This window comes from Comamonas testosteroni ATCC 11996 (genome assembly GCF_000241525.1).
In the GTDB taxonomy this organism is placed as follows: Bacteria; Pseudomonadota; Gammaproteobacteria; order Burkholderiales; family Burkholderiaceae_C; genus Comamonas; species Comamonas testosteroni.
In genome coordinates this window covers 192332-210737 of the sequence record NZ_AHIL01000012.1, presented here as the reverse complement: position 1 = coordinate 210737, position 18406 = coordinate 192332, and the positions used below count along the sequence as shown (strand labels likewise).

The 18406-nt window shown below is 61.3% G+C and carries 18 protein-coding genes; 9 read left to right on the top strand and 9 right to left on the bottom strand.

The window, feature by feature from the left end:
- Window positions 1–15: 15 nt before the first annotated feature.
- Together pncB and CTATCC11996_RS06215 are read right to left on the bottom strand one after the other, a co-directional pair.
- Window positions 16–1221 carry a nicotinate phosphoribosyltransferase gene (pncB, locus tag CTATCC11996_RS06220; RefSeq protein ID WP_003074173.1) on the bottom strand — a complete coding sequence of 402 codons (1206 nt, stop codon included), beginning with the start codon at window positions 1219–1221 and terminating at the stop codon, window positions 16–18.
- A 67-nt stretch (window positions 1222–1288) separates the two neighbouring features.
- Window positions 1289–2137, bottom strand: coding sequence for a cysteine hydrolase family protein (locus CTATCC11996_RS06215; protein WP_003074171.1), 849 nt, complete (start codon window positions 2135–2137; stop codon window positions 1289–1291).
- Between the two features lie 122 nt (window positions 2138–2259).
- Between CTATCC11996_RS06215 and CTATCC11996_RS06210 the strand changes: the two genes are divergently transcribed.
- Complete coding sequence (locus CTATCC11996_RS06210) at window positions 2260–2943, top strand: NUDIX hydrolase (protein WP_003074170.1); 684 nt, start codon at window positions 2260–2262, stop codon at window positions 2941–2943.
- Window positions 2944–3014: 71 nt separating this feature from the next.
- Here CTATCC11996_RS06210 and CTATCC11996_RS24795 read toward each other — a convergent pair whose 3' ends face one another.
- Both CTATCC11996_RS24795 and metK read right to left on the bottom strand, forming a co-directional pair.
- The gene (locus tag CTATCC11996_RS24795) at window positions 3015–3188 is read right to left on the bottom strand and encodes a DUF1328 domain-containing protein (protein ID WP_003058756.1); all 174 of its coding nucleotides are present in this window, start codon (window positions 3186–3188) and stop codon (window positions 3015–3017) included.
- A 194-nt stretch (window positions 3189–3382) separates the two neighbouring features.
- Complete coding sequence (gene metK / locus CTATCC11996_RS06200; protein WP_003058753.1) at window positions 3383–4570, bottom strand: methionine adenosyltransferase; 1188 nt, start codon at window positions 4568–4570, stop codon at window positions 3383–3385.
- Between the two features lie 126 nt (window positions 4571–4696).
- Here metK and CTATCC11996_RS06195 point away from each other — a divergent pair, with 126 nt between their 5' ends.
- Window positions 4697–5548 (top strand): lysophospholipid acyltransferase family protein, encoded by an 852-nt coding sequence (locus tag CTATCC11996_RS06195; RefSeq protein ID WP_034348283.1) that lies wholly within the window; start codon window positions 4697–4699, stop codon window positions 5546–5548.
- Window positions 5545–6426, top strand: a complete 882-nt coding sequence (locus CTATCC11996_RS06190) for a lysophospholipid acyltransferase family protein (protein WP_003074167.1) — start codon at window positions 5545–5547, stop codon at window positions 6424–6426. The genes CTATCC11996_RS06195 and CTATCC11996_RS06190 overlap by 4 nt, the downstream gene beginning before the upstream one ends.
- Window positions 6427–6478: 52 nt before the next feature.
- On the opposite strand, the gene CTATCC11996_RS06185 is transcribed toward CTATCC11996_RS06190, so the two are convergent.
- Window positions 6479–7396 carry an alpha/beta fold hydrolase gene (locus tag CTATCC11996_RS06185; RefSeq protein ID WP_034348281.1) on the bottom strand — a complete coding sequence of 306 codons (918 nt, stop codon included), beginning with the start codon at window positions 7394–7396 and terminating at the stop codon, window positions 6479–6481.
- Between the two features lie 44 nt (window positions 7397–7440).
- On the bottom strand, window positions 7441–8211 hold the full coding sequence (gene yihA, locus CTATCC11996_RS06180; RefSeq protein WP_042437473.1) for a ribosome biogenesis GTP-binding protein YihA/YsxC: 771 nt from the start codon (window positions 8209–8211) through the stop codon (window positions 7441–7443).
- A gap of 77 nt (window positions 8212–8288) precedes the next feature.
- Between yihA and CTATCC11996_RS06175 the strand changes: the two genes are divergently transcribed.
- The 5 genes from CTATCC11996_RS06175 to CTATCC11996_RS06155 all read left to right on the top strand — a co-directional run bounded on the left by CTATCC11996_RS06175 (window position 8289) and on the right by CTATCC11996_RS06155 (window position 14371).
- Entirely contained in the window at window positions 8289–8912 is a 624-nt protein-coding gene (locus tag CTATCC11996_RS06175) for a c-type cytochrome (protein WP_003074162.1), read from the top strand.
- Window positions 8913–9042: 130 nt separating this feature from the next.
- A complete protein-coding gene (locus CTATCC11996_RS06170; RefSeq protein WP_034348280.1) occupies window positions 9043–11220 on the top strand; it encodes a cytochrome c biogenesis protein ResB in 2178 nt (725 codons plus the stop codon).
- Window positions 11217–12551: a c-type cytochrome biogenesis protein CcsB gene (gene ccsB, locus CTATCC11996_RS06165; protein ID WP_003058739.1), complete on the top strand. Its 1335-nt coding sequence runs from the start codon at window positions 11217–11219 to the stop codon at window positions 12549–12551. The genes CTATCC11996_RS06170 and ccsB overlap by 4 nt, the downstream gene beginning before the upstream one ends.
- 195 nt (window positions 12552–12746) lie before the next feature.
- Complete coding sequence (gene msrP, locus CTATCC11996_RS06160) at window positions 12747–13739, top strand: protein-methionine-sulfoxide reductase catalytic subunit MsrP (RefSeq protein ID WP_003074158.1); 993 nt, start codon at window positions 12747–12749, stop codon at window positions 13737–13739.
- Entirely contained in the window at window positions 13739–14371 is a 633-nt protein-coding gene (locus CTATCC11996_RS06155; protein ID WP_003074156.1) for a protein-methionine-sulfoxide reductase heme-binding subunit MsrQ, read from the top strand. Before msrP ends, CTATCC11996_RS06155 begins: the two co-directional genes overlap by 1 nt.
- On the opposite strand, the gene CTATCC11996_RS06150 is transcribed toward CTATCC11996_RS06155, so the two are convergent.
- Window positions 14335–15162, bottom strand: coding sequence for an oxygen-binding di-iron domain-containing protein (locus tag CTATCC11996_RS06150; RefSeq protein WP_003074154.1), 828 nt, complete (start codon window positions 15160–15162; stop codon window positions 14335–14337). The two genes, CTATCC11996_RS06155 and CTATCC11996_RS06150, sit on opposite strands and share 37 nt — an antisense overlap.
- A gap of 74 nt (window positions 15163–15236) precedes the next feature.
- Window positions 15237–15491 (bottom strand): LPS translocon maturation chaperone LptM, encoded by a 255-nt coding sequence (gene lptM, locus CTATCC11996_RS06145; protein ID WP_003074151.1) that lies wholly within the window; start codon window positions 15489–15491, stop codon window positions 15237–15239.
- Window positions 15492–15503: 12 nt separating this feature from the next.
- Between lptM and cyaY the strand changes: the two genes are divergently transcribed.
- Window positions 15504–15845 (top strand): iron donor protein CyaY, encoded by a 342-nt coding sequence (gene cyaY / locus CTATCC11996_RS06140; RefSeq protein WP_003061987.1) that lies wholly within the window; start codon window positions 15504–15506, stop codon window positions 15843–15845.
- A gap of 67 nt (window positions 15846–15912) precedes the next feature.
- Here the strand turns inward: cyaY and CTATCC11996_RS06135 are convergent, their stop codons facing one another.
- Entirely contained in the window at window positions 15913–18252 is a 2340-nt protein-coding gene (locus tag CTATCC11996_RS06135; protein ID WP_003074149.1) for a penicillin-binding protein 1A, read from the bottom strand.
- Between the last annotated feature and the right edge of the window lie 154 nt (window positions 18253–18406).

Sequence of the window (18406 nt, the reverse complement as noted above, 5' to 3'; positions counted from 1 at the left end):
GTTGCCTCCGAAGATTCAGGCTGCCTTGGCAGCAGGCTCAGGGATGTTGAAGACCTGGCGCAGATAGGCCAGATAGGTCTCGTCGTTGCACAGCGTCTTGCCGGGCGAGTCCGAAATCTTGGCTACGGGCTGGCCATTGGCATGGGTGAGCTTCATCACGATATTGATCGTGGTCAGCCCCATGTCATTGGTCAATCGCGTGCCTATGCCGAAGCCGCACTGGATGCGATCGGCAAAGCGGTGGTAGAGCGCCAGGGCCGTGTCCAGATCCAGTCCGTCCGAGAACACCAGACGCTTGCTCTGCGGCGCAATGCGCAGCTTGTCATAGTGGGCAATGGCCTTCTCGCCCCATTCGAACGGATCGCCGGAGTCATGACGCAGGCCGTCGAAGAGCTTGGCGAAATACATGTCGAAGTCGGCCAGAAAGGCGTCCATGCCCACGGTATCGGTCAGGGCGATACCCAGGTCGCCGCGGTATTCCTGCACCCAGTCCTCGAGGGCGGCGACCTGGAAGTCGCGCAGACGCACGCCCAGGGCCTGATAGGTCTGCAGATACTCATGGGCCATGGTGCCGATGGGCACCAGGTTCAGGTCGCGCGCCAGCAGCACATTGGAGGTGCCCTTGAACCACTGCGCGGTCTCCTGGGCAAAGGCCTGTACCACCTCGCGTTGCCAGGCTCCCGAGAAGCGGCGGCGCACGCCGAAGTCAAACAGCTCGAAGGGGTTGTGCAGCTTGGCCTCGACAGCCAGGTGCTTGAGCTGGGCCAGCTTGACCTGCAGGCGCTTGCGGCCCTCGACCAGGGCCACCTCGGCATCGAAGCGGCGGAAATACAGCTCGTTGACGATGGCCAGCACATAGATCTCGAAGCCCATCACATGGACTTGCGGGCCCTTGGCCACGATATGGAGCCGGTCGCCCTCGGCCCAGGCGCGGATGAAGGCACGCTGGAACTGGAAGATGCGCAGAAAATCGATGAAGTCGCTCTTCATGAAGCGCAGACCGGCCAGATAGTCCAGCTCGCCCTGGTCAAAGCGCAGACTGCACAGGGCGTCCAACTCGCGTTCCACCTCAGGCAGCAGCTCGGCCAGCGGGAAGGCCGTGGGCGTGCGGCAGACAAATTCGTACTCAGCCTCGGTCTGGGGGTGGCGGTGCAGCATGGCCTGCCACATGGTGAACTTGTAGAGGTCGGTGTCCAGCAGGCTGGTGATGATGGGCTTCATGCCGTTCTTCTTTTCAAAAATATGAGCTGCTAGCGCTTTATCTATAAGTGCTAGAGGCTGATTTGTCTCATAAGCCAAAGCTGGCGCTGGTTTCGCAGCGTACACCGGTTGCACGCATGCGTTGCAGGAAGTCGCGGTGCGCGGCCTCGAATCCGGCGACCGGGCTCATGCAGTCCGTCAGCAGCACGATGCGCGAGTAGTCGTTGCCGCCCCAGTGCTCCACGATGTGCTCGGTGGTGGCGCGCACGCAGTGGCTGCTGGCCTCGCCCGCGATCACCAGGGTGCTGCTCTGGCGTAACTGGGCCAGCAAGGCGGTGTTCAGGCCGGTCTCGCCATCCTGCGGGTCGGGAACCTCGGCACGAATGGCGCTGTAGTGCTCGGTCCAGGGGTTCATGCCCTTGAAGACATGGCGGGTGGCACGGTGCTGCAACTCCTGCCACTGGCGGCAGGCCGCGAGCACGCTGGCATGCATGCCATGGCCCCAGCTGCCGATCTCGCAGTGCAGCGGCCAGACCATGAGGGTGTAGCTGCCCTGGGCCTCCAGCTGATCCAGGTATTGCAGCGTGCGTTCGCGTTCGGCAGCGTTGCGCGGCGCATAGTCGCCGGCACGGACCTGCGCTGCCGTGATCGGGGTGAATGGCAGGACGGCACGGCCGTCGCGCTGCTGCCAGAAGGCGGGATGGGCAATGTCATAAGCCTGGTGCGAGTCCAGAGTGATGGTGATCTGGTCCAGCTTGTCTGCCTGGGCTGCCATCCAGGTGCTCAGGCGCTGCATATCGGCATGAGCGCCCGTCACCGGAAGGCTGGGTGCTATCAGCTGATGAGTGTCTGGCGAGCGGGGGCACCAGTCGGCAGGCAGATCGCAGAAGTCGTTTTGCGGGTCAATGATGAGCAGCTGGGTTTGTGGATGACTCATGGTGTTCAGCTTTCCTGCGAGATGCGATGTCTGCAGTCTAAATTACTTAAAATATTTTTGCAACTAAGTATTTTTGGGATCGTGTGAAATAATCAGGCAAGAAAAACGAAGTTGGTAAAAAAATGAATCAAAGCGATGAGCACAGGGAAGCGGTGCAGGTCAGTGTGGATGTGGTGTTGCTGACCCTGGTGGAGCAGCAGCTGCATGCCGTGCTGCTGCGTCGTCAGGCTGCGCCTTTTGCCGGGGTGTGGGCCTTGCCCGGCGGCTTTATTCATACCGATGAGGATGCGGACGCCAAGGCCAGTGCGGCGCGCGTGCTCAGAACCAAGGTGGGCATAGAGGGTGCGTATCTTGAGCAGTTGGCCACTTTCAGCGGCCCGGCGCGCGATCCGCGCGGCTGGTCGGTGGCAATCGCCTATTGCGCGCTGCTGCCTGTGCAGAACCTGCCGCCCGATCGCGCCGACCTCAGCGTGGTGCCGCTCTCGGCCGTGCCACAGCTGCCGTTCGATCACCGTGCCATCCTGGACGCTGCCCTGGAGCGCGTTCGCAGCAAAAGCCTGTATTCCTCCTTGCCCGTTCACCTGTGCGGCGAAACCTTCACACTGCCGCAGCTGCAGCAGGTCTATGAAAACATTCTGGGCGAGCCGCTGAACAAGGTCAGCTTCAGGCGCAAGATGGACGAGATGGACTGGCTGGAGCCCGTGCCTGGGGCCATGCAGGGTGGCGGGGCGCACCGGCCCGCTCAGCTTTACCGCGCCAAGCCCGGCTTCAGCCAGGCGCTGGCGCTGACTGCCCGGGGGCTTTGAGGCCGCTCTGCATGAAAAATGCCTGCACAAGGCAGGCATTCGGGCTGGTGCTTCGGGCCGGGCTGCGTCGACTAGCTGACTGCGCCAATGCCCAGCAGGGCAAGAACCACGAAGATCACAGCAACGGCAATGAAAATGAAGAACAGGATCTTGGCTATGCCGGCTGCGCCTGCAGCTACGCCGGTGAAGCCGAAAACACCGGCCACCAGGGAAATGATGGCAAAAATAATGGCCCACTTGAGCATCGGAACTCCTTTGTCTTAAGCGATATCTAGAGACTAAGTCGCCAGGCGCGGACCCATGGTGCTCATTTGGGGGAAATCCTTGTCGGCTTGATCCGACAACAAAAAAAGCCACCGCAATGTGTAGCGGTGGCTTCTTGACGAGGTTTGAGGGCTCAAGCCCTCATATCCTCAGACCCGCTTTTGCGGGGGGCAAATCACTTCAGACCGGCAGCGGCGCGCAGCAAAGCCGCCTTGTCGGTGCGTTCCCAGGTGAACTCGGGCTCTTCGCGGCCGAAGTGACCGTAAGCCGCAGTCTTGCTGTAGATGGGGCGCAGCAGATCCAGCATCTGGATGATGCCCTTGGGGCGCAGGTCGAAATGCGCCGCCACCAGCTTGGCGATTTCCGCATCGGGAATCACGCCCGTGCCTTCGGTGTACACGGTGATGTTCATGGGGCGGGCGACGCCGATGGCGTAAGCAACCTGCACCTGGCACTGGCGCGCCAGACCGGCTGCCACCACGTTCTTGGCCACATAGCGGGCAGCATAGGCGGCCGAGCGGTCCACCTTGGTTGGATCCTTGCCGGAGAACGCACCACCGCCATGGGGGCAGGCGCCGCCGTAGGTGTCCACAATGATCTTGCGGCCGGTCAGGCCGCAGTCGCCCTGAGGGCCGCCCACGACGAAGCGGCCCGTGGGGTTGATCAGGTACTTGGTGTCCTGCAGCCACTCGGAGGGCAGCACGGGCTTGATGATCTCTTCGATGATGGCTTCGGTGAACGATGCCTTCATCTTGGTTGCCGTTTCCGACTGATCGGGGCTGTGCTGGGTGGACAGCACCACGGTGTCGATGCTGTGGGGCTTGCCGTCCACATAGCGCAGGGTCACCTGGCTCTTGGCGTCTGGGCGCAGGAAAGGCAGACGGCCATCCTTGCGCAACTGGGCCTGGCGTTCCATCAGGCGGTGTGCGTAATAGATGGGCGCGGGCATCAGCTCGGGCGTTTCGTCGCAGGCGTAGCCGAACATCAGGCCCTGGTCGCCAGCGCCGGTATTCAGCTCGTCATCGCTGGCCTTGTCCACGCCCTGGGCGATGTCCTGGCTTTGCTTGTCGTAGGCGACGAGTACCGAGCAACCCTTGTAGTCGATGCCGTATTCGGTGTTGTCGTAGCCGATACGCTTGATGGTGTCGCGTGCGACCTGGATGTAGTCCACATTCGCACCGGTGGTGATTTCACCAGCCAATACCACCAGACCGGTGTTGGTCAGTGTCTCGGCAGCCACGCGGCTGTGCGGGTCTTGGGTGAAAATAGCGTCCAGAATCGCGTCAGAGATCTGGTCGGCAACCTTGTCGGGGTGGCCTTCAGAAACCGATTCCGAGGTAAACAGAAAATCGCTGTTCGCCATTGATATAACTCCTTGTAGCTTGGGCAATTGCGTTGCCCGAGCTTCGAAGTCTGGCGAACGCTTTAGCAGTTTTGTTTTTACGTCGCCCTGCAAGTTGCTCTTTAACTCAGCGACCCCGCTATTCTAATGCCTTCCCTGTTTCGACTGTTTGCTGCACTGCCTTTATGGCTATTGCATGGCCTTGGCGCTGCCATGGGTTGGGTGACCTGGGCGCTATCTCCCACCTATCGGCGCCGATTTGCAGCCAATGCCGCGCAGGCCGGCTATGCATTTGCCCAGGTCAGGGCTGCGGTGGGGCATGCGGGGCGCATGGTGTTCGAGATGCCGCGCATCTGGCTGGGCCAGTTGCCGGACTGCGACATCGTCAATGGCGAATGCGCCGAACAGGCATATGCCAAGGGCAAGGGTATCGTCTTTCTTACGCCCCACCTGGGTTGCTTCGAGATGTCGGTGCAGGCCGCAGCGCGGCGCTGGTCGGATCGGCATGGCGCAATCACCGTGCTCTACCGCCCCGCACGCCAGGGCTGGCTGGCCGAAATTCTGGAAACCGCGCGCAATCGTCCTGGCGTTCAGGCCGTTCCCACCACCCTGGCGGGCGTGCGTCAGATGATCAAGGCGCTTCGTCAGGGCGCGGCCGTGGGGCTGCTGCCCGATCAGGTGCCGCCCAATGGTCTGGGCATCTGGTCGCCTTTTTTCGGTCGCGATGCGTATACGATGACATTGGCGGCACGCCTGGTGCTGCAGACCGGGGCCACGGTGATCGTGGCCCGGTGCGAGCGCAAGTCCTGGGGGCGGGGCTACACGCTGTATCTAGAGGAATTGCCTGTGCCCGAATCTCAAACGCTGGAAGCCACCGTGGCGCTTATCAATCACGCCATGGAAACCACCATTCGCCAGTCTCCGCAGCAATATCTGTGGGGCTACGGCCGCTACAAGCAGCCACGTGAAGACAAGCAACTCTCTGGGGAGAAGGCATGAGCGCCAGCAAAATTGCCATTGCCGGCATGCATGTGCTGGCCAAGCTGCCGCTGCCCGTGCTGCGTGGCCTGGGCAAGTTTGTGGGGCGTGTGCTGTTTGTGGTGGCGGGCCAGCGCCGACGCATCGCGCTGCGCAATTTCGAGTTGTGCTTTCCCGATGTACCTGAGGCGCAGCGCAAAGCTTGGGCGAAAGAGTCTTTTGAGGTCTTTTGCCAGACTTTTATCGACAGAAGCTGGCTGTGGTTCGGCGCCGAGGACCTGGTGCGTAGCCGTGTCAAATTGGTCGGGGCCACGCATGAGCTGGAGGGCGATACGCCCACCATCGTCTTCGCGCCGCATTTCTACAGCATGGATGCCGGTGGACTTGCCCTGCCGCTCAATACCGAGCGCGAGTTCACCTCCATCTTTGCCACCAATCCCGATCCGGACCTGGATGCCTGGTTCATGAATGGCCGCCAGCGCTTCGGCAATGTGAAGATGCTCAACCGGGCCGATGGCGTCAAACCCATCATCCAGTGCCTGCGCAAGGGCGGGCTGCTGTATCTGCTGCCCGATATGGACTATGGCAAGAACGATTCGGTGTTCGTGCCCTTTTTTGCGGTGCAGAACACGGCCACGATTCCCTCGCTTTCGCGCTTTGCGCGCCTGGGCAAGGCCAAGGTGGTGGCGCTCTACAACCGCATGACGCCTGAGGGCTATGTGGCCGAGCTGACGCCGGCCTGGGAGAACTTCCCGACTGACGACCATGTGGCCGACACCGCCCGCATGAACCGCGAGCTGCAGGCCGCCATCATGACTATGGTTCCGCAGTATTACTGGGTGCACAAACGCTTCAAGACGCGTCCCGATGGCGAGCCATCGCTGTATTCCAAAGACTAAACATCAAAGCGGTTTGAAAGCCCGGGTGGGAGGAGGCCGGCTGCTTCCTTTTTCAGGAGCGACCTGGCGTCAGAAGAAACTCGGTCAGGGCGCGCTTTACGGCCTCGGGCCTCTCATGGACCACCCAGTGGCTGCAGCCTTGGAGATGCTCTATCTCCAGCTGCGGCACCCAATGCTCCAGCCCATGCAGCAAAGTGGGCTGTAGTGCCAGGTCGCTGTCCCCCCAGAGAATGCGCACCGGCACAGGGATATGCAGCATTTCATCGGGAAGGCTGAGCTCGCGAATGTCCTGCAGCTCATCGGCGCTACCGCCGGGTCGGGGCGGCACCAGCGGGCTGGCAGCGTAGAACATGCAGGCGCCGTGTACGCCCAGATTCCAATGCTCGCGGTATTGCTGCTGACGCTCGGGCGTCAGCCATGCGGGCGTGCTGCCGTCGGGGTTCTGAAAGAATCCCAGCATGCGCTGCCAGCCGTTTTCGGCCAGCAGCTCGGGCGCATCGGGCCGGCGCAGAAAATGCATGTACTGGCTGGCGGACTGCTGCACAGGGTTGGACTGAAGTTCGCGCAAGAAGCTGCCGGGATGCGGGGAGTTGAGTATGAGCAGCCGTTCAAGCTGCAGGGGGTAGCGGTTGGCCAGGCCCCAGGCCACGGCGCCGCCCCAGTCATGGGCAATCACGCAGGCAGCACGCTTGGCAGGGCTTTCCAGCGCAATCAGGGCGGCAAGATCCTCCACCAGGTATTTGGCACGGTAGTCGCTGATGGCCGTGGGCTGGCTGGAGCGGCCATAGCCGCGCAGGTTGGGCGCCACGCAGCGATAGTGGCCGCCAAACTGCTCAAGCAGCCCATCCCAGATGAAGGCTCCTTCGGGAAAGCCGTGCAGAAACAGCAACAGGGGCTGACCCGGCTGGCCGCTGGTGCGGCATTCCAGTTCAACCCCTGTGGACAGGGTATGCATGCAAGTCGTGACCATGAAGCTCTCCTTTTTGTAGCTCCTGGCGCTTGCAAGATAAGCGCCTATGGCTGATTTTGTGCAGGTGTCTCGTCCGCGGGCGTCGCTTGGGTGACGGGAGCAGCCTGGGGCATTCCCGCCTGGGGCAAACCTGCCTGGGGCAATCCCTCGGGGTGGCACCAGTGCCACAGCAGTTGGGCCACATCGTCCACCCCCTGCTTTTTGAGGGCGGAGAACAGACGCACCTCACCACCGCCCGCATTGAGCTTGGTGATGGACAGGATCTTGGCCTGCTCGGCGCGGGTCAGCTTGTCGGCCTTGGTCAGCACGATGAGAAACTTCAGACCTTGCTCCACGCGCGGACGGATAGCGTCCAGCAGGGCTTCGTCAAGCTCGGTCAGGCCAAGGCGCGGGTCGCACAGCAGCACCACGGCGGACAGGCTTTCACGGCTCATCAGATAGTTGAGCATGACGCGCTGCCAGCGCTCCTTGTCGGTGCGGGAGACGGCCGCGTAGCCATAGCCGGGCAAGTCGGCCAGCACAGCATCGGTCACGCCCTGCTTGCCCAGTGCAAACAGGTTGATGTGCTGGGTGCGGCCGGGCTTCTTGGAGGCGAAAGCCAGCTGCTTTTGCTGGGTCAGCGTATTGATGGCGGTGGATTTGCCTGCGTTGGAGCGGCCGACGAAGGCAATCTCGGGAACGTCGACCTTGGGCAACTGGTTGAGCTGGGCCGCGGTCGTGAAAAAACGTGCGGTGTGCATCCAGCCCATCGCAAGCTTGCTGTCGATCAAAGAAAGTGTTTTTCCGGCAGTGGTATCCGGGGAAGCATGGGTCATGACGGTAACTATTTCAGGGAGGCCCATTGTAGAATTTGACGGATTCGCGCTCTCAACAATAGACCCAGCCCCTTGATATGAAGTTGCTTGCCTCTTTGCTGACTGCTGCCATTTTCGCAGCACCTGCCTTCCCCGCATTTTCGGCGGGAGAAACACCTGTGAAGGCGGATGCTGCCAAAGGGCAAGCCAGTTATGGGGCGGTTTGCGCCGCCTGTCATGCCGCAGACGGCAATTCCACCATTCCCCTGCAGCCCAAGTTGGCAGGCCAGCACCCCGAGTATCTGGTCAAGCAGCTGCGCGAGTTCAAGGATGGCAAGCGCAACGACCCGGTGATGAAGGGCTTTGCCTCCACGCTCAGCGATGGTGACATGCAGAACATTGCGGCCTGGCTGCATACCCAGGCACCCAAGAGCGGCTTCTCCAAGGACAAGGACTCCATCGCCCTGGGCGAGCGCATTTACCGCGGCGGCATCCAGGAGCGCCAGATTGCCGCCTGCGCGGGCTGCCACAGCCCCAACGGCTCCGGCATCCCGGCCCAGTACCCGCGTCTGTCGGGGCAGCATGCGGATTACACCGTGAAGTCGTTGACGGACTTCCGCGACGGCAAGCGCAGCAATAGCATTCCCATGGTCCAGGTTGCTGCCAAGCTTAATGATCGCGAAATCAAGGCCGTGGCAGACTATATAGCTGGCTTGCGTTAAAAATCCTTTTCACCAGATGCGCGGGTGACTTCGGGAACTTTCAGGCATCTGGCACCCCCCAAGTCAGGCGGGCCCATCGGCTAGTTCAGCAGATGGCCCGCCTTTTTGCGTTCGGCTCTATCTCATCCTCATGTCAGACCTTCCACTTCGCGATCGTGACTCCTCTCGCTCACAGGCAGTGCGCGCGACTCTGGAGTTGCTGGCCTCCATGCGCTTTGCGATTTCACTGCTCACGGTGATCTGCATCGCATCGGTCATCGGCACGGTGCTCAAGCAACATGAACCGCTGGTCAACTATGTCAACCAGTTCGGCCCCTTCTGGGCGCAGCTGTTTCTGGCGCTGAAGCTCAATGCGGTCTACAGCGCCTGGTGGTTTTTGCTGATTCTGGCCTTCCTGGTCATCAGCACCTCGCTGTGCGTGAGCCGCCATGCCCCCAAATATCTGGCCGACATCCGCAACTACAAGGAAAACCTCCGCGAACAAAGCCTCAAGGCTTTCCACCATCGCGCCGAGGCCGATGTGGCGGGCAGCACCGAAGAGGCGGCCAAGCGCATCGGCCAGCAACTGGCCTCTGGCGGCTGGAAGGTCAAGATGCAGCAGCGTGACACGGCGGCCGGGCCCGGTACTGGTTGGATGCTGGCAGCCAAGGCCGGTGCGGCCAACAAGCTGGGCTATATCGCCGCGCACTGTGCGATCGTACTGATCTGTATCGGCGGGCTGTTTGACGGCGACCTCATCGTGCGGGCCCAGATGCTGCTGGGCGGCAAAACGCCTTATACCGGCGGCGGCATGATCTCGGATGTGGCACCAGAGCATCGTCTGTCGATCAAGAATCCGACCTTCCGAGGCAACCTCATGGTGTCCGAGGGGACGCAGTCCGGCACTGCCATCCTGAATCAATCGGATGGCATCTTGCTGCAAGATCTGCCATTTTCGGTGGAACTCAAGAAGTTCATCGTGGAGTACTACTCCACCGGCATGCCCAAGCTGTTTGCCAGCGATATTGTCATCCACGACCGCGCCACGGGTGAGAAGCTGGAAAAGCGCGTGGAAGTGAACCATCCGGCCAGCTACAAGGGCATCGAGATCTATCAGAGCAGCTTCGATGACGGCGGCTCCAGCGTCAAGCTCCATGCCGTGCCCATGGATGGCGTCTCCCAACCCTTCGACGTGGAGGGCGTGATCGGCAACTCCACCGAGTTTGTGCGCAAGCTGGCCGATGGGCAGCAGGACAAGGTGACGCTGGAGTACACGGCGCTGCGCACCATCAATGTGGAGAACTTCGGCGGCCAGGACAAGGGCGCAGGCACCGATGTGCGCAAGGTCGATCTGAGGCAGGCCATCGACGAGCGCCTGGGCGCGGCCCACAAGACCACGGACAAAAAGGATTTGCGCAATATCGGCCCCAGCGTGGGCTACAAGCTGCGCGATGCCTCGGGTCAGGCGCGCGAGTTCCAGAACTACATGCTGCCCGTGGACACGGGCGAGGGCCAGCCCGTCTTCCTGCTTGGAGTGCGTGAGAACCAGGCTGACCAGATGCGCTATCTGCGCGTGCCTGCCGATCCTGAAGGCACGATGAACACCTTCATGCAGCTGCGCCAGGCCATGCAGAACAAGGCCCAGGCCGAGAAGGCGGCGCGTGCCTATGTGCAGCGGGCGGTTGATGTCTCCAAGCCCGAGCTGGCCGAGCCGCTGACGCAGTCCGCTCTCAAGGCGCTGGAGCTGTTTGCCGGTCAGGACAGCAAGCTCAAGGGTCCCGATGGCCGCCAGCTCGGTGGTCTGCAGGCGATATCGGACTTCATGGACAGCAATGTGCCCGAGGCCGAGCGCGAGCGCGCTGGCGAGGTGCTGGTGCGGATTCTCAACGGCGTTCTGTTCGAGCTGGCCCAGCAGGTGCGCCAGCAGGCAGGACTCAAGCCTTTCGACAACGACGAGAAGACCCAGGCCTTCATGACGCAATCGGTGTTCTCGCTCAGCGACGCGCAGTTCTATCCGGCACCCGTTGTCTTCATGCTGCAGGACTTCAAGCAGGTGCAGGCCAGCGTGTTCCAGGTGGCGCGAGCTCCCGGTAAAAACATTGTTTACCTGGGTTGCCTCTTCCTGATCATCGGCGTTTTTGCCATGCTGTACGTGCGTGACCGCCGCATCTGGATCTGGCTGACCCCCGCGAATGGCGGCAGCCATGCGAACATGGCCTTGTCCACCAACCGCAAGACCATGGATGGCGACCGCGAGTTCGCCATGCTGGCTGACAAGCTGATCGGGGCCAAGCCCTTACAAAAGAAGACTCCCGGAGGTTCTGTATGAACACCGCAACCACGACATTGACTTTGAACGAAGGCTATTTCGCCCGCCGCAACTGGTTTGACTGGTTGTTCGCGGTCGTGGTGGCCGTGGGCCTGGGCTATGCGCTGCAGCGCTATGCCGCCTACATGGATGTGTATGAGAAGGGCATTTTGCTGGCGACCATCCCGGCCATGATCTGGATGGGCTGGTTCTGGCGCCCGCTGGCAGTGCTGATGCTGACCGTGGCCGGCTTCTCGCTGATGGCCATCGGCCTGTACCAGGGAGGAGATGGCGGCGAACTGGCACGGTCGGAGACCGTCTTCGGGCTGAAGTACTTCCTCTCCAGCCAGTCCGCCATCCTGTGGATGAGCATGGTGTTCTTCATCAGCACGGCTTTCTACTGGATAGGCGTGTTCGCCAAGGGCGAGCGCTCGGTCATGTCGCTGCTGGGCTCGCGCCTGGCCTGGCTGGCCGTCGCCATGGCGCTGATCGGCACCATGGTGCGCTGGTACGAAAGCTATCTGCTGGGCCCGGACATCGGCCATATCCCCGTCAGCAATCTCTACGAAGTGTTCGTCATGTTCTGCTGGATGACGGCCATCTTCTATCTGTACTACGAGCAGCATTACGACACGCGTGCCCTGGGTGGCTTTGTGATGCTGGTGGTCAGCGCGGCCGTGGGCTTTCTGCTCTGGTACACGCTGGTACGCCAGGCCCATGAGATTCAGCCCTTGGTGCCAGCCCTCAAGAGCTGGTGGATGAAGCTGCATGTGCCCGCCAACTTCATCGGCTACGGCACGTTTGCGCTGTCGGCCATGGTGGCGTTTGCCTATCTGATCAAGCAGCAGGCCACCGAGACCAAGTGGTACAAACTTGCGCCGCTGTGGCTGCTGGGCGTGGTGCTGTGCTTCGAGCCCATCGTCTTTCGCAAGGGCGCGACCGAGAACGGCGGCAGCTACTGGATGGTGTATTTCGGCATCTCGGCCCTGATCGTGGCCGGCATCCTGCTCTCGCGCAAGCGCATTGCGGCCCGTCTGCCCTCGTTCGAGATTCTGGACGACGTGATGTACAAGGCCATCGCCGTGGGCTTTGCCTTCTTCACCATCGCCACCGTGCTCGGTGCTCTGTGGGCGGCCGAGGCCTGGGGCGGCTACTGGAGCTGGGACCCCAAGGAAACCTGGGCGCTGATCGTCTGGCTCAACTATGCGGCCTGGCTGCATATGCGCCTGATGAAGGGCCTGCGCGGCACGGTGTCTGCCTGGTGGGCGCTGGCGGGTCTGGCCGTCACCACCTTTGCCTTCCTGGGCGTGAACATGTTTCTGTCGGGCCTGCACAGCTACGGCGAGCTGTAGGCCTCGCATCAGGCACTCCAAAAAAATAGGAGCTGCTTGCGCTGACTGAATAAGGATTTCAGATTGAAAACAGTCTGAAATCTTTGATCATCAAGCGCAAGCAGCTCCTTTTTTATTAAGAAATTCGGAGGAACTTTGCTGACGCAGAGGGCTTCCAAATCGCACTAATCTTGATCGTCGTTTGGGAGCATTCCTATGCTGATACGTCACCGCAACCAAGGCTTTGAACATCCACTGGGCAGCGAGATCACGCCTCAGACCCAATACCTGCAGCGCCGGGATTTTCTGCAGACCCTGGCCATGGGCGCTGCGGGCGCCACCTTGGCAGGCTGGGCCGGCCGCGATGCATGGGCGGCGACCGAACGCGGCGGCCTGCCGCCCCTCAAGGGCCAGCCCAGCAAGCTTGCCGGAGCGATGACGGTGGAGGCCGCCACGGCCTACAAGGACGCCACGGGCTACAACAATTTCTACGAGTTCGGTCTGGACAAGGACGACCCGGCGCGTCATGCCGGCACGCTCAAGACCCGGCCCTGGACGGTGCGTATCGAAGGCCTGGTGCAGAAGCCCCAGACCCTGGACATCGACAGCCTGCTCAAGCTCGCGCCCATGGAAGAGCGCATCTACCGCCTGCGCTGCGTGGAAGGCTGGTCCATGGTCATCCCCTGGGTCGGCTATTCGCTGTCCGAACTGCTGAGGAAAGTGCAGCCGCTGTCCGGCGCCAAGTATGTGGAATTCGTCACCCTGGCCGACAAGGCCCAGATGCCAGGACTCAGAAGCGGCGTGCTGGACTGGCCCTATACCGAAGGCCTGAGACTGGATGAAGCCATGCACCCGTTGACGCTGCTGGCCTTCGGCATGTACGGCGAGGTCCTGCCCAACCAGAATGGTGCGCCGCTGCGCCTGGTCGTGCCCTGGAAATATGGTTTCAAGAGCGCCAAGTCGCTGGTGGCAATCCGCCTGACCGACAAGGAGCCCGGCACGGCCTGGAACAAGGCGGCACGCAACGAGTACGGCTTTTATTCGAATGTGAATCCCGAGGTCGATCATCCGCGCTGGAGCCAGGCCACCGAGCGGCGCATCGGTGAGGGCGGGCTGTTCGCCAAGCGCCGCAAGACTCTGCTGTTCAACGGCTATGGCGATCAGGTGGCGTCGCTGTATGCGGGCATGGACCTGAAGAAGTTCTACTGATGCAGGCCTGGTTGCTTAAGCCCTGGGCCAAGCCGCTGGTCTTCACGCTGTGCCTGCTGCCTTGCGCATGGCTGCTCTATGCGGCGTTTACCGATGCGCTGGGGGCCAATCCGGCTGAAGCCCTGCTGCGCAGCACGGGCGACTGGACTCTGCGTTTTCTCTGCATCGCGTTGGCGGTGACGCCGCTGCGCCAGATCAGCGGCTGGAATCTGCTGGTGCGTTACCGGCGCATGCTGGGTCTGTATGTGTTCTTCTACGCCTGTCTGCACCTGCTTTGCTATGCCTGGTTCGACATGGGACTGGACTGGGGCGATATCGTGACCGATATCCCCAAGCGCCCGTTCATCTTGGTGGGTTTCAGCACCTGGCTGCTGCTGCTGGTGCTGGCGGTCACCTCGCCAAAGTTCATGCTCAGGGCCTTGGGCGGCAAGCGCTGGCAATGGCTGCACCGCGCAGTCTATGTGGCGGCGCCACTGGCCTTGCTGCATTTTTTCTGGATGCGCGCCGGCAAGAACAATTTTGCCGAGGTGGCAGTCTATGCGGCCATTCTCGGAGCCTTGCTGGGCTGGCGAGTGCTGCGTGCACTCAGAGGCAATCAACCGGCCACAGCGCGCAGCGGCGGACGTATCTGACGCGAAACCGGGTCGATCTCTGCTGAAGGAAGCTGGTAGGCGTTCTGGTCGAAGAGGTCGATGCCGCATTGCAGGCCTTCGAGCCAGTTGAACAGGTCGGCAATCGCCTGCTTGCCCATGATGGGGGCGCCATGCTGGGGCACGATCATGTCTATGGATAGCTGGCGCGCCATCTGTACCCACAGCCGCAGAATCTTGTTGGAGACCATGTAGCGGCGGTGAAAGCCTTCCATGCGTGCAATATGCGGTCCGAGGTCGGTGACGGGCTTCTGGGCTTCTGCGCCGGTGGTCAGGGAGACGCCCAGGTCGCCCGTGAACAGAATCTTGCTGATCGGGTCGTAGAAGTGGAAGTTGCCCTCTGCATGCAGGAAATGCGCCGGCAGCAGCACCAGCTCGGTATTGCCCAAGGGCAGGCGTCCACCCGAGTCAGGTACGCCAATGACGCGGTTTTCCGTCTTGCCCACTTTGGTAAAGTGCGGTGCAAAGCGTTCCCAGATGCGCGAGATGACCAGTTGTGCGCGGGTGCTGCTCATCCAGCGATCCAGCGAGGCGATGATGTCCGGGTCGGCATGCGAGGCAATCAGATAGGCGAGCTTCTGCGGAGGGAAATGCCGCGACATGCCCATGAACAGCTCATTGAAAGCCAGGTTGCCACCGGGATCAATGATGGCCCCCGTGCCGTGGTCCACAATCAGGAACTGGTTGGCCTGAATGGCCTGGCCGTCCTCCTCGATGAGGTCGGTGAACATCAGACAGATGTGGTTTTTGTCGCGATAGAGCTCAATGGACATGGCAGTTTGTCAAAGGACAAGATGCCATCACTCTAGAGAGTAAGTCCGGGCGCCATGTTGACGTGCATCAAGCCTCAGGGCTTGGGCTTGGCATCGGTCTGGGGTATCTCGTCCGCCTCTGTCGGCATGGCTTTCGTTGCGGGTGTTGCCGCGCTGGAAGGCTTGGTGGAAATGCCCAGTGTTTCAGGCAGCGTGGCGCGACCCTGCGCCGCAGGATCTGTAGGCAGATAGAGCGGGCCTTTTTGCCCGCAGGCGGAAAGTGCTGCCAGGGACGCCGCACAAGCCGCAAGGGCAATGCTCCTGACTAAAATTTGGTTGGCTTTCAACATGGGCAAATTGTAATGACTGACCTTGAATATCTGGACCGCGCCGACCAACTTCTGCTGGCTGTGGAGCAATGCTGTGATCGCATCAATGACGAAACCGATGCCGACCTTGATGCCCAGCGCGTGGGCGGCATGGTGACATTGGTGTTTGCCAATCGCAGCCAGATTGTCATCAACCAGCAAAAGCCCCTGCATGAAATCTGGCTGGCGGCCAAGGCTGGCGGCTTTCACTATCGCTTTGACGAAGACAAGAAGGTCTGGCTGGACACCAAGGGTGCTGGCGAGTTCTTTGCCAATCTGACGCAATATGCGAGCGAGCAGTCGGGCATGGCTCTGGAGTTCAAGGCTCTGGCCTGAGCATTCGTGGTGCTGGAATAAAAAAAGCCTGCCTCGACGAGAGGCAGGCTTTTTGCTTTGTGAGGGCTTAGTTTCTGAACAGGTCCAGAATGCGGCTGCGCTCCTCTGCGGCCGGCGGTTGGGTGGCCCCCGGGCCGGCACTGCCGCCCGCATTCGGGTCGGAGGCGCCTTCCATGCCGAGGCTGGAGACGCCGCCGTTGCGGGCGTTTTCTTCGTAATACCAGTCGCCGCCCATATTGACCACGCCAGGCGGGGTTTGTACTTCGGCCACCGGCACACCCTTGAGTGCGTGCTGCATGAAATTGATCCAGATGGGCAGGCTCAGGCCGCCACCGGTTTCGCGCGAACCAAGGTTGCGCGGGGTGTCGTAGCCAATCCAGGAGACAGCGGCAATGCTGGGCTGGTAGCCGGCAAACCAGGCGTCCACCGAGTCATTGGTAGTGCCGGTCTTGCCATAAAGGTCGGGGCGCTTGAGTGTGGCCTGGGCACGTGCAGCCGTACCCACGCGCGCCACATCATTGAGCAGGGTGCCGGTGAGGAAGGCATTGCGCTCGGGGATGGCCTGGGGCAGCTCCTTGACCGCGGGTGGAGTGAACTCGGAGAGGATGCGACCCTTGTGGTCTGTCACGCGGGCAATCAGCCAGGGGTTGATGCGGTGGCCGCCGTTGGCAAACACCGAATAGGCTCCCGCCATCTGCAGCGGCGTGACGGAGCCGGCGCCCAGGGCCATTGTCAGGTAGGCGGGCTGTTTGGCGGCGTCAAAGCCAAAGCGCGTCGCCCATTCCTGTCCGGTCTTCGGACCGATGGCCTGAAGCAACCGGATGGAGATCATGTTCTTGGACTTGTTCAAGCCCGTGCGCATGGTCATGGGGCCGTCGTAGCGGCCGTCGTAGTTCTTGGGCTCCCAGGGCTGACCACCGGTGGTTGCTGCACTGAAGAAGATCGGCGCATCGTTGATCATGGTGGAAGGCGAGAAACCGTGCTCCAGCGCCGCCGAGTAGATGAAGGGCTTGAAGCTGGAGCCCGGCTGGCGCCAGGCCTGGGTCACGTGGTTGAACTTGTTCTTTTCGAAGTCGAAACCACCGATCAGCGCGCGGATGGCACCAGTTTGCGTGGACATGGCCACAAAAGCGCCTTCGACTTCGGGCAGCTGTGTGATTTCCCAGGCACCCTTGGCGTTCTTGATGGCGCGGATCACGGCACCGGGGCGAATCTTGATATTGGGCGGTGCCTTGGGGCTGAGGCCGGATTCGGCGGGCTTGAGGTTGTCGCCCGTGATCTCGAAATGGGTACCGTCCGCACGGGCCGCGACGATCTTGCGAGGCGATGCTTCCAGCACCACGGCCGCAACCACATCGCCGTTGTCGGGATGATTGGCCAGGGCATCGTCGATGGCGTCTTCCAGCTCCTGAGCGTTGCTGGGCAAAGTGATGAACTTCTCGGGGCCGCGGTACTTCTGGCGGCGTTCGTAGTTCATGATGCCTTCGCGCAATGCCTTGTAGGCAGCCTCTTGTTCACCGGCATTGAGGGTGGTGTAGACGTTCAGGCCGCGGGTATAGGCGTCGCTGCCGTATTGGGCAAAGATCAGTTGACGGGCCATTTCAGCCACGTACTCCGCATGTACGCGGGTCGAATTGGCTGCAGTACGCAGCTTGAGCGGCTCTTCGCGCGCCTGTTTGGCCTGCTCTGCGGTGATGAAGCCGTTTTCCTCCATGCGCTCGATGATGTAGAGCTGACGGATGCGAGCGCGCTTGGGGTTGCTGATCGGGTTGTAGGCCGATGGAGCCTTGGGCAGGCCGGCCAGCATGGCGGCTTCGGCCACCGTGATGTCCTTGAGCGGATGGCCGAAATAGGCTTCACAGGCTGCTGCAAAGCCATAGGCACGGTTGCCAAGGAAAATCTGGTTCATGTAGATCTCGAGGATCTGCTCCTTGGTGAGCAAGTGCTCAAGCTTGAAGGTCAGCAGTATTTCGTAGATCTTGCGTGTATAGGTCTTCTCGGAGGAGAGGTAGACATTGCGCGCGACCTGCATGGTGATGGTGGAGGCACCCTGGCTCTTGACCTTGCCCAGGTTGGCCAGCGCAGCACGCAGCATGCCCTTGTAGTCCACGCCGCCATGCTCGAAGAAGCGGGTGTCTTCGATGGCCAGCACCGCATCCGTCATGACCTTGGGGATCTCGTTGATGGGCGTGAGGGTACGACGTTCCTCCCCAAATTCGCCCAGCAGAGCGCCTTCGCTGGAGTACACCCGCAGCGGTAGCTTGGGACGGTAGTCTGCAAGCTCGGAGACGTCTGGAAGATTGGGGTACGCCATGGCAAGCGCTACGGCCACGGCCAGCAAAACGGCCAGGGCAGCGGCGACGGCAAGTCCGATCAGCCAGAAAATGGAACGCGGCAGCCAGTGCATGCGTTTTTTGGGAGTTTGAGACCCAGGCGCAGGTGCCTGGTGAGCAGAATGTTCTGATGGCGGCATTTCGCAGTATTGGCAAGGGGTGGGGCATTATAGAAATGCCGCCCGGAAAAGCATCGTGGCGGCAGGACAGAGGCCGCGCTTTGATTGG

What these genes read in the sequence shown, in the direction of transcription:
- pncB (WP_003074173.1), bottom strand. Translation starts at nt 1,221, where the DNA reads ATGAAGCCCATCATCACCAGCCTGCTGGACACCGACCTCTACAAGTTC.
- CTATCC11996_RS06215 (WP_003074171.1), bottom strand. Translation starts at nt 2,137, where the DNA reads ATGAGTCATCCACAAACCCAGCTGCTCATCATTGACCCGCAAAACGAC.
- CTATCC11996_RS06210 (WP_003074170.1), top strand. Translation starts at nt 2,260, where the DNA reads ATGAATCAAAGCGATGAGCACAGGGAAGCGGTGCAGGTCAGTGTGGAT.
- CTATCC11996_RS24795 (WP_003058756.1), bottom strand. Translation starts at nt 3,188, where the DNA reads ATGCTCAAGTGGGCCATTATTTTTGCCATCATTTCCCTGGTGGCCGGT.
- metK (WP_003058753.1), bottom strand. Translation starts at nt 4,570, where the DNA reads ATGGCGAACAGCGATTTTCTGTTTACCTCGGAATCGGTTTCTGAAGGC.
- CTATCC11996_RS06195 (WP_034348283.1), top strand. Translation starts at nt 4,697, where the DNA reads ATGCCTTCCCTGTTTCGACTGTTTGCTGCACTGCCTTTATGGCTATTG.
- CTATCC11996_RS06190 (WP_003074167.1), top strand. Translation starts at nt 5,545, where the DNA reads ATGAGCGCCAGCAAAATTGCCATTGCCGGCATGCATGTGCTGGCCAAG.
- CTATCC11996_RS06185 (WP_034348281.1), bottom strand. Translation starts at nt 7,396, where the DNA reads ATGGTCACGACTTGCATGCATACCCTGTCCACAGGGGTTGAACTGGAA.
- yihA (WP_042437473.1), bottom strand. Translation starts at nt 8,211, where the DNA reads ATGACCCATGCTTCCCCGGATACCACTGCCGGAAAAACACTTTCTTTG.
- CTATCC11996_RS06175 (WP_003074162.1), top strand. Translation starts at nt 8,289, where the DNA reads ATGAAGTTGCTTGCCTCTTTGCTGACTGCTGCCATTTTCGCAGCACCT.
- CTATCC11996_RS06170 (WP_034348280.1), top strand. Translation starts at nt 9,043, where the DNA reads ATGTCAGACCTTCCACTTCGCGATCGTGACTCCTCTCGCTCACAGGCA.
- ccsB (WP_003058739.1), top strand. Translation starts at nt 11,217, where the DNA reads ATGAACACCGCAACCACGACATTGACTTTGAACGAAGGCTATTTCGCC.
- msrP (WP_003074158.1), top strand. Translation starts at nt 12,747, where the DNA reads ATGCTGATACGTCACCGCAACCAAGGCTTTGAACATCCACTGGGCAGC.
- CTATCC11996_RS06155 (WP_003074156.1), top strand. Translation starts at nt 13,739, where the DNA reads ATGCAGGCCTGGTTGCTTAAGCCCTGGGCCAAGCCGCTGGTCTTCACG.
- CTATCC11996_RS06150 (WP_003074154.1), bottom strand. Translation starts at nt 15,162, where the DNA reads ATGTCCATTGAGCTCTATCGCGACAAAAACCACATCTGTCTGATGTTC.
- lptM (WP_003074151.1), bottom strand. Translation starts at nt 15,491, where the DNA reads ATGTTGAAAGCCAACCAAATTTTAGTCAGGAGCATTGCCCTTGCGGCT.
- cyaY (WP_003061987.1), top strand. Translation starts at nt 15,504, where the DNA reads ATGACTGACCTTGAATATCTGGACCGCGCCGACCAACTTCTGCTGGCT.
- CTATCC11996_RS06135 (WP_003074149.1), bottom strand. Translation starts at nt 18,252, where the DNA reads ATGCACTGGCTGCCGCGTTCCATTTTCTGGCTGATCGGACTTGCCGTC.